The organism is Acinetobacter sp. (assembly GCF_045628685.1).
Lineage (GTDB): Bacteria > Pseudomonadota > Gammaproteobacteria > Pseudomonadales > Moraxellaceae > Acinetobacter.
The window spans coordinates 1-8,582 of the sequence record NZ_JAZQPV010000030.1 but is presented as its reverse complement, the minus strand read 5'-3'; the positions used below and the strand labels follow the sequence as shown (position 1 = coordinate 8,582).

Below are 8,582 nucleotides of genomic sequence, written 5' to 3'. Positions count from 1 at the left end.
CCTTGAGCACGTACACCTGGGAGCGCGACAGCAATGCCGAATTGACTTCGAACGAGGGGTTTTCGGTGGTGGCGCCGATCAGCGTCACCAGGCCGCTTTCCACGAACGGCAGCAAGGCATCCTGCTGCGATTTGTTGAAGCTAGATAAGATGCATTGCACTTGTTAATAATCAACGAGTTAGGTTGCCTACAAACGATATATTTGCACAAACGGCACCTTTTCATGCACAATTTTTCGCACAACAAATTTTGATGGTGCAATCAGGCCACTCCACCGCCTTATCTTGCGCCCTAAAACAGCCACAAAACAGGAGAGGTCACGGTGTCGGTCTACCCAATCAAATACAAGGTTTTGAACAAAGAAACTGGCCGTAAGGTCAGTGTCACCAAGTGGCGGGTTCAGATTCGTAAGGGAGGTGAAAAGATCTCCAAGCTCTTTGACAACGAAGGCGTTGCGCGTTCGTGGGAAGAGCAAGAGCTTCATCGTATCAGCACAGGCGTCCCACAGAATTTAATCTTTGACTTGAAATATCAACTTGAGATGCCAGACATGAGCGCACTTCTCAGAGACTATTTCAACCAACATATGAGCAAGCATTCTGCTTCATCGTTCAAGACCAACCTGAACCGCTGTCTTCGGGCAATCCCCAGCATTCCAATCTACCTTAAAGACTTGGGGCCGAAGATTGACAACTACCGCTATCAAAACACGGTCGTAGACGCCATGATGGGGCGCATCTATAAAAAAGACCATATTGAGTTCGGCCAGTTCAAGATTGACACCGTAGACTTCTGGCTCTTGATTGCCTACATGGATTCAAGACGGCGTACTGGCATTAAGAACAATACGATTCTTCGGGAAATCTCGATGATTAGTTCTGCGTTTGAGAAGGTTTATAAGCTCTATCCTGAGAATTTTCCGCACGGCTTGATGAATCCAGTCAAAATGCTACCTAAAGGTGAAAAGCCTAAACCTTACCTCGGACGTAAGCGTGTACTTTCTGACGATGAAGCAGTTCAGATTGCTGAATGGATGAAGCTCAAAGCCAATCAAGAACCCTACTACTTGTTCGTGACATGCCTTGAATCAGGCGCACGGAAAAGCGAGGTTTTAGACGCCCAATGGGAGAACGTCAATCTTCAGCTTTGGTCTATCCACATTCCAAAAACCAAAAACGGTCGACCAAGGGATATCATGATTCCTGAAGACGATGACTTCCGAGAATGGCTCAAAGCGAATCGCCTTGCTAAAGGGCCGATTTTTAAGCTCACACCCTGGAATTTTCGTCAATATTGGGTTGATGCATTGAAAGCACTTGGCCTGTATGATGACCCAGATACCCGTCTTCACTTCCACGATACACGCCGAACCGCCCTCACTAAGCTGATTCGTCAAAAACGCCTCAATAGCTTCCAGATTGCAAAAGAGATGGGTGTCTCGCCACAAACAGTTGAAACCACTGTTCAGAACATGCCTGATCGCCTGGCAGAGATTTTTGCAAAACTGCGTGCTGGACACGCCCTAAATGAAGATGAGATCATGGCACTAGCTGGTCACGGATCTATCTCCATGACCAATGTCTACTATGGCGATAGAAATTAAATGATAAAAGATTGAACAAGATAGTTGACGCCGCTTGTTCTTACTCATAAAGTACAATCATCAACACGCAAACAACACTGTAGCGGCTTGTTGAGATCAGGCCACTACAACACAATCTTACTTACTGGAGAAATTTTATGGCAGAAACCAAGAAGCTGACCCTTGCTGAGATCCTTGCTAAGCGCAAAGAGTTTGAGGACATGGTTACGGCTCACCTGCAAGCTGAGCGCCCTGCTGCTTTGGCAAGTGTTTTGGAACAAATCAAGTTGTTCAACTTCACTGCTGCGGAACTGGGTTTTAAGGCATTCCCTGCTCCTGAAACTACTATTACCGCTCCCAAAGCTACCAGCACCCGCACCATGAGCAAGCCTCTGAAAACAACCAAGGGTGACGAGACTGGTGTGTGGCTGGCCCACCCGCCAAAGTTCCTGCAAGCTGAAGGCTGTTTTGAAGCCTATAAGAACGGCAAGTCGGTAGATGCATGGCTGGTCACGCGTGCTGATAAAAAAGCCAAAGCGAACTTCCTCAAGAAGCTCGCCAGTCGTGAAGGAGTTGTGCCTAACAAAGTACAACTGGGTGAAGTTACCGAAGCAGAATTCCAAGCAGCGTAACCCCCTTAACTTTACAGAAAGCACCTTCGGGTGCTTTTTTTTCGCCCTGTGTCAGCACAAATAGCCAGAATCCAAAATCTATGAGAAGATTTCCAAAAGCCAACAAATTTCAGCTCACAGGCAGAGGAAATAGGGAATGTCCAAAATTAGTGCAAAAAAAGATGCCGCATCAGATTTCGAAAATTTAGTTCTCAATGGAATAGATTTTCTGACCAAGGCAATTTCTCAACTTGAAAGCGAACCGAAACATTCAGTTGTCAATTTCTACACAGCCGTAGAGATTTTCTTAAAAGCTCCACTTGTTCATGAACATTGGGCTCTTGTTGTCGTTGATCGTGACCTGAACCGCCAAAATTATGAGGCTGGTGATTTTGTTTCGGTTTCATTCGATGATGCGTGTACCCGTCTAGCTACCGCATTAAAAAAGCCTTTGCAGAGTACCGCAAAAGAAGCCTTTGACAAGGTTCGCAAGCATCGCAATCGTATGGTTCACTTCTATCATAGCGGAATAAACGGAAAGCAAAGAGAAGAAATTAAACTTGAACAAGCGCAGGCTTGGTTTGAACTCAATAGATTTATTACTGATACATGGCGAGAAGAGTTTAAGCCATTTCAATCTGAATTTCGTCGTATGGAGCGCGACTTAATTAATAACAATCATTACGCCAAGGCAAAGTTTGACAGCCTGAATAAAAAAATTGATGGCATGAAAAAAGGTGGGCATATTTTTGAAGATTGCCTAGGATGTGGCACAAGTGCGCTGCATGTTGAAGAGGACGTCCAAAACCTTCTGCTATGCAACTGCATGGTTTGCTTTCACAGCGAAAAACGAGTCAAACTAGATTGTCCCGCTTGTGGTGAAACCAATCAAAACCTAGTCGCATACGAAGGCTTTAAATGCACTAAATGCGCTCATAAGCTTCCCGATGACGACCTGTTTGATTTACTTGACCAAAATCCAGTTCGTGGCACTAAGCATGATGTTGATTCTCATACGCCCGCCAATTGCGATGAGTGCCAAAGCTATCACTCGGTATGCGAGTATGAAGACGGGTATCTTTGTACCGATTGCCTGACATATTTTGACAGATTGGAGAAGTGTGAATGTTGCGGCGACTCTATGACAGGATCAAGTGAAAATACTTACGCGATGGGTTGTGAACACTGTGACGGCTATGCAGATAACAGTGGAGATGATTGATAAACATTGCATTATCAACAACAATATTCGTGGATTCCAATTTTTATGATAAAAGAACGACTTTCAAGAGATGCCCCGCCAACGCCGATTCATCTGAAAGAATTTCACTGATCAGGAAAATTAATTCGTGAACTCATTAATCAGAAGCATACTTGCGCCATTTGCGTCCGCTGCTACCGGAGCAATTGTAGCAATTTTTATAGGTCTATTGCTGTTCGGAATCCAAGATCGTGATTTACTCAAAGTATTGGCTTTCATTGGTGCGATCTTTGGTGCGGCCCCTGATATTCTGCGTCTGATTTCCGACTTCACAAAGATAGTTGAAATGTTTCAAGGTAGTTATACAAGAAACCAAACAGCCACATCTTTGCAAGCTGAAGCCTGTGTCCAAGAGAAAGAACTATTAGAAAAGGCTAAAGAGCAAGAGGCGAGAAAGAAGTTGCTCGCTGAAGAGCATGAAGCCCGTCGCCCGATATGCACTCATTGTAGTAAAAAGACAGAACCTATTTATACCTATAGGAAAATCAACGGCGAACCTGACATGCGCCACAGAAACAACCCAATCCTCTGCAATAAATGTTTCAAACCGTACTCTGGAGTTCGCCCTTGGAAGCTTCCTCAAGCATAATTCCGAGAACGCTGGAACCGGTCCGACAGTAACCTATGCCACGTCAGCAAAACCACTATCACAGCTAATTTAAGTTAATGATCCCAAGATAGAACAATATCAAGGCATCTTCGGGTAATCTTTCTATTTTCATATACTGTCCTAGATTGTCTATTTCTCTCACATAAAAAAGCAAAGGATGCCTAAGCATCCTTTACCGACCACACCAATAATAAAGAACTCTACTTAAGAAAGGGGATTATCCAAAACAGGCATTCTTACTTTAATGAATTCTCTGACATTGTCAATACAATTACTCAAAGTCAACCAAGTCCTCTCACTGTGGCTACCATCAAATCTATGCCGATGATAAAAAAAAGCCCCATTGCTGGGGCTTGATTTTTTTGGATAACCTGTTTTAATGATTGGTGACTAAACAAAAACTAAAAAGGAAATCCTATGTCATTAAATATAAATAATAAATCTGCTGTTGTCAACAAGCAAAATGAAGAATTTAGCTATTTCTCATTAAACAAAAAAGTCTTCAATGAATTAATTCTAATTCCTCGCTCAAAAAATATCTTGTTTCAAATTATGGTGCATTTGGCTTGTAAGGTGACATACAAGAACGGTCTTGTCGGTGTTCATAGTGAAGTCTTCAAGACTGGTCTAGCAAAAGAAATGAAAATCAATGACGGCGATATTTCTGGCTATTTGAAACAGCTTGAAAAATTAAATTACATAAAAATCTTTAATACGACCCCCCTGGTTTTGCAAGTGCTAGAAGTTCCACAGGCGCCCAATTTTGACGATATTAAAGCTGTATTGTTGTATGTGAGTATGAATGCACAAGAATTTAATTTCCATAGAAATTTGAAGAGAAGAGCAACATTTTTTGAGACATTCAAAGAATACGAAAGCGAAATCTTTAAAGAAAAAATAAAAAAATCTACTGTTCCCGACGATTATGAAAACATACCGACAACCGACGATATAGAAGATATTTTTGGATACACAAAATAATCCCCGTGGGGATTTTTTTACGACTGCATATAAGTAGAGCAGCAATAAGTCAATAGCTTTAAAATCTCATGGAAGCCCCTCAACCAAGCCCCTCAGAGCTTATTAATCAAGCATTCACGGCATTGTGTCCAAGCCCCTCAACCAAGCCCCTTAAAATCTCAACCAAGCCCCTGAAAGCTTGTTAATCAAGCCTTCGTGTTATGTTGTCCAAGCCCTTTTCGTATGTTTGATAAAGAATGCTTGACATAAAGCAATATATATCAATCATTACTCTATTCAATACATAGTACAAAGTAGTATATATTAAAGATTACTAACATAGAATAAAGAATAAAATCCCGCGAGCGGAAAACTTGATAAAGTTCTTTGAATTTATTATGTGAATACAAACAAAGAAAAATTTATGAACTATGCCGAACAGAAAATGAGAGCCAATCTATATCTTCCAACGCAGTTGATTGAAAACTTATCAATTGTCGGTTTAAAACGTAAAAAAAACACCCGCAGGTGCTTTTTTATTTTAATTTATAAGATGAAGTATTGGATTTCAAGCCTTTGCTTTTCCTCCAAGCATCTCTTTCCAGTTCTTTTCCCTTGCTTTCTTCAATCTCAAATTCAATGACCTCAAGATCATCGGATATTTTTACCTCTGAAACATAGCAATAGCCTACAAGTTGTCCAATATTGACGGAGGTATTCGGAACAGTCTCTGTAGTGCCGCCAATCGTCAAGATTTCAATGATGCTGCCCTTAACGGTTGCATGAACAGCTTGCACGAGCTTCAGATCTTGGACAACGTTCTTTCCTTCAAATTGAAAACTGCCGTAGCTCATAAAGTATCTCCAAATACGCGCCAATAAGTTTAGTACTGATTTCATATATCGCTCTCCTTTTTAAGAAGAACATACGATATATCCCATTTAAGTCAACACATCAGTTTCAGTTTGTTGCTCACTTCCAGCAACGGTACTTTCAATCAAGAATACGCTGGGATCACGTCAGTGAAAAAGGGACCAGCTCGCCTGTGTCCTCCTGGAATATTAAAGAAGACAGCGTAAGCCCACGCCCTTCAATTCTAGTTAAGGTCTTGAACTTAGATCACGTCACTACTAGGCGGCTTTAGCAAGATCCACGGCTGAACCTCAAGAGCCTTGGCAATTGCCTCTATATTGGACAGCGAAACGTTCCAGCGCGAACGCTCCACGGCTGAGACATATGAGCGGTCTAATCCACATTCCAATGCAAGCTTTTCTTGCGACCAGCCTTTTCCCACTCTCAGCAAACGCACGTTGAACGCGACCATGCCACGCAGATCGTCCTCTGATGGCAATACGGTGGGTGGCTTGGGTTTCGCTGACATGACGTAACCCTAGCGATGTGATACATTTGCATCCACGGAGTTTGCTTCCCATATGAAGCATTTTTAAAAATGTAATTTCAATAACTTTGAAAGATAAACGTGGAAAAAACTAAGACGATTGCTGGCTTTATAGCTGTGTCCTGCCTGGTGGTTGCGTGTGGTGGTGGAGGTAGTGATAGCGGCAGCTCAAACGGAGGCTCTAACAGCACCCCACCACCAAGTGCTGGCATTAACAGCCCCACTGATGCGCAAGTGATTTCGCTGGTTCAATCCACTAACATTGACTTCGGCCCCGGTGCGAATGGTCGGCCTGCTGGAACGTGGCGCTGGTCTGATACCCCAAGCCGTCATATTCCGGTCTACATCCCTACTCCAGCAGCCGGTGACACGACAGCGCAGGACTACGCTGCGAAGGTCAACACTTCAGTAGCGCTGATTAACACCAAGCTGGCCGGTCTGCTGGTATTGGATGCGACCAATACACTCCCTACTAGTGGAAAGTTCATTCAGGTGAGCTACGGAACGTCCTGGGTGCCACCTGGTTCAACGGATTACGCTGGTTACTGCGCCAATGTGGCAACGGGACCGAGCACTGGCAGCATGATCGTGCCCGACATCCAGAACGGCATTTATTCCAACCCTGTCTTCATCAACCTTGGCAATGGCCGTTGCAACGTAACGCAAGAAATCGTGGCCCATGAATTCGGGCATGCACTGGGTCTGGCGAATCACTTTAATGGCTTCGGCACGAACGACACGAGCTCAACCGCTTTCTGGGATGTTCTGGCAACGCTGTATAGCAATCCACAGTCTACACTTGCAGCGAACCTTGTTGTGAAGCGTGCGCCTAAATAATTAACCTATTGCTGTGAATCGTTGATAAAGCACCGAGAGGTGCTTTATCAACATCTATCTTCAGTAAAACCCCAGCTCACCTCTCTTCTTTTCCTCAAAAGCGCCAAGAAGACTGCAAAGGTCAACAAAAAAGCACCCGGAGGTGCTTTTTAAAAGGAAAATGCCGCTTAGTTTCGCACTGCGAAGGTATTTCCACAGGCATGACAATAGTAGCCATAATCATACATGTTCTTCCAAACAGGATAGTGTTCCGCGTAGCGCTTGCTGCGCTTCATATAGGCACGCGTTTCCCATGCCCACCACACGACAAGACCAAGGGTGATGAAAGCCAGTGGTGTTTTACTGAAAAGCCACGGACTGGTAGCAACCGACATGATGCCGCCTGCGATCATCTCCAGCTTCTTCGGCTTCTTAGGTTCACTGAAGCGGGCCGCCAAGGTGGTCTGGCTCGTAGTGCTGCTACTACCAGCAAAAGTGCCAGCACCGCTGGTACCAACTCCGACACCCACCACAGACCCGTTGCTGTAAGTTGTTCCTGCCTGGATGACTGCGCGGATAGCTTGCGTGTGATCGCCACGGCAATTTGGACATTGCGTTCCCATTAATTCCTCTCATACTCAAGTTGTAGGGGGCGAGTCGCGGTCAAGACCGGCGACCTCTCCAGTTAATATCACCAACTCAACCCTTTGGGTTGATACACAACTCTAACGCATGTTCATCTTCTTAGGTTGACTTGCCACCATACAAGTTGATAAATAAATTGGGGTGAGCATGTCCATCGATAACAACCAACACGGAGAGCTCTTCAAAAGCATTGGCCGCACTCTGGCCCAACGACGTGAAGCCAAGGGACTCACTCAGGAACAGGTTGCTGAGGCTCTTCAGATAGGGACGGAAGCTGTTTCACGCATGGAACGTGGCCTCACGATGCCCACAGTTCAACGCTTTGCCGAGCTGGCTGAGGTATACGAGTGCGGCATTGACGATCTTCTAATATCCAGCAGTAACCGCGCCAGCGACCAAGCGGAGATGATCGCGCAGATACTGCAAACCTTGCCCGAAGCTGACCGATCCATGATTGTTGAAGTGGTTAAGAAGATTGCAGGCCACCTTAAAGTCAGGCTATAAATAAATTTAGCATTTCTCACGATGTGGAGCACAAAGTGTTGACGTGCAGCGCCGTACATTTATAGTGTACATAACCGTTTCGGTTACAGGGACCTGTCAGAAATTCTGTGTGCGGGGCCAGAATTCGTAGTTAGATAATTGCGTTCGTGAAGCGCTCGCCGAACATAATGGCGAACTGGTTGGCAGCCTGCTTC

10 protein-coding genes and 1 pseudogene are annotated in these 8,582 nt (G+C 44.5%); 7 read left to right on the top strand and 4 right to left on the bottom strand.

Annotated features, from left to right (window positions below; translation table 11 throughout):
• A pseudogene (locus ACKI4H_RS04270) lies at positions 1-139 on the bottom strand (replication-associated recombination protein A); the annotation flags it as partial.
• A 183-nt stretch (positions 140-322) separates the two neighbouring features.
• Here ACKI4H_RS04270 and ACKI4H_RS04265 point away from each other — a divergent pair.
• The 5 genes from ACKI4H_RS04265 to ACKI4H_RS04245 all read left to right on the top strand — a co-directional run bounded on the left by ACKI4H_RS04265 (position 323) and on the right by ACKI4H_RS04245 (position 5,045).
• Positions 323-1,603, top strand: a complete 1,281-nt coding sequence (locus tag ACKI4H_RS04265; RefSeq protein ID WP_407304067.1) for a tyrosine-type recombinase/integrase — start codon at positions 323-325, stop codon at positions 1,601-1,603.
• A gap of 200 nt (positions 1,604-1,803) precedes the next feature.
• Entirely contained in the window at positions 1,804-2,214 is a 411-nt protein-coding gene (locus ACKI4H_RS04260; RefSeq protein WP_407304066.1) for a hypothetical protein, read from the top strand.
• Positions 2,215-2,350: 136 nt separating this feature from the next.
• On the top strand, positions 2,351-3,415 hold the full coding sequence (locus tag ACKI4H_RS04255; RefSeq protein ID WP_407304064.1) for a hypothetical protein: 1,065 nt from the start codon (positions 2,351-2,353) through the stop codon (positions 3,413-3,415).
• 127 nt (positions 3,416-3,542) lie between these two features.
• Complete coding sequence (locus tag ACKI4H_RS04250) at positions 3,543-4,043, top strand: hypothetical protein (protein WP_407304063.1); 501 nt, start codon at positions 3,543-3,545, stop codon at positions 4,041-4,043.
• Between the two features lie 438 nt (positions 4,044-4,481).
• Entirely contained in the window at positions 4,482-5,045 is a 564-nt protein-coding gene (locus ACKI4H_RS04245) for a hypothetical protein (protein WP_407304061.1), read from the top strand.
• Between the two features lie 515 nt (positions 5,046-5,560).
• On the opposite strand, the gene ACKI4H_RS04240 is transcribed toward ACKI4H_RS04245, so the two are convergent.
• The gene (locus ACKI4H_RS04240) at positions 5,561-5,923 is read right to left on the bottom strand and encodes a hypothetical protein (RefSeq protein WP_407304060.1); all 363 of its coding nucleotides are present in this window, start codon (positions 5,921-5,923) and stop codon (positions 5,561-5,563) included.
• A gap of 215 nt (positions 5,924-6,138) precedes the next feature.
• Entirely contained in the window at positions 6,139-6,405 is a 267-nt protein-coding gene (locus tag ACKI4H_RS04235) for a helix-turn-helix domain-containing protein (protein WP_407304059.1), read from the bottom strand.
• A gap of 99 nt (positions 6,406-6,504) precedes the next feature.
• Between ACKI4H_RS04235 and ACKI4H_RS04230 the strand changes: the two genes are divergently transcribed.
• Positions 6,505-7,260, top strand: coding sequence for a hypothetical protein (locus tag ACKI4H_RS04230; protein WP_407304058.1), 756 nt, complete (start codon positions 6,505-6,507; stop codon positions 7,258-7,260).
• A 167-nt stretch (positions 7,261-7,427) separates the two neighbouring features.
• Here ACKI4H_RS04230 and ACKI4H_RS04225 read toward each other — a convergent pair whose 3' ends face one another.
• Positions 7,428-7,862 (bottom strand): hypothetical protein, encoded by a 435-nt coding sequence (locus ACKI4H_RS04225; RefSeq protein WP_407304057.1) that lies wholly within the window; start codon positions 7,860-7,862, stop codon positions 7,428-7,430.
• Between the two features lie 169 nt (positions 7,863-8,031).
• On the opposite strand from ACKI4H_RS04225, the gene ACKI4H_RS04220 reads away from it, so the two are divergent.
• Complete coding sequence (locus ACKI4H_RS04220) at positions 8,032-8,388, top strand: helix-turn-helix domain-containing protein (protein WP_407304056.1); 357 nt, start codon at positions 8,032-8,034, stop codon at positions 8,386-8,388.
• The last annotated feature ends 194 nt before the right edge of the window (positions 8,389-8,582 follow it).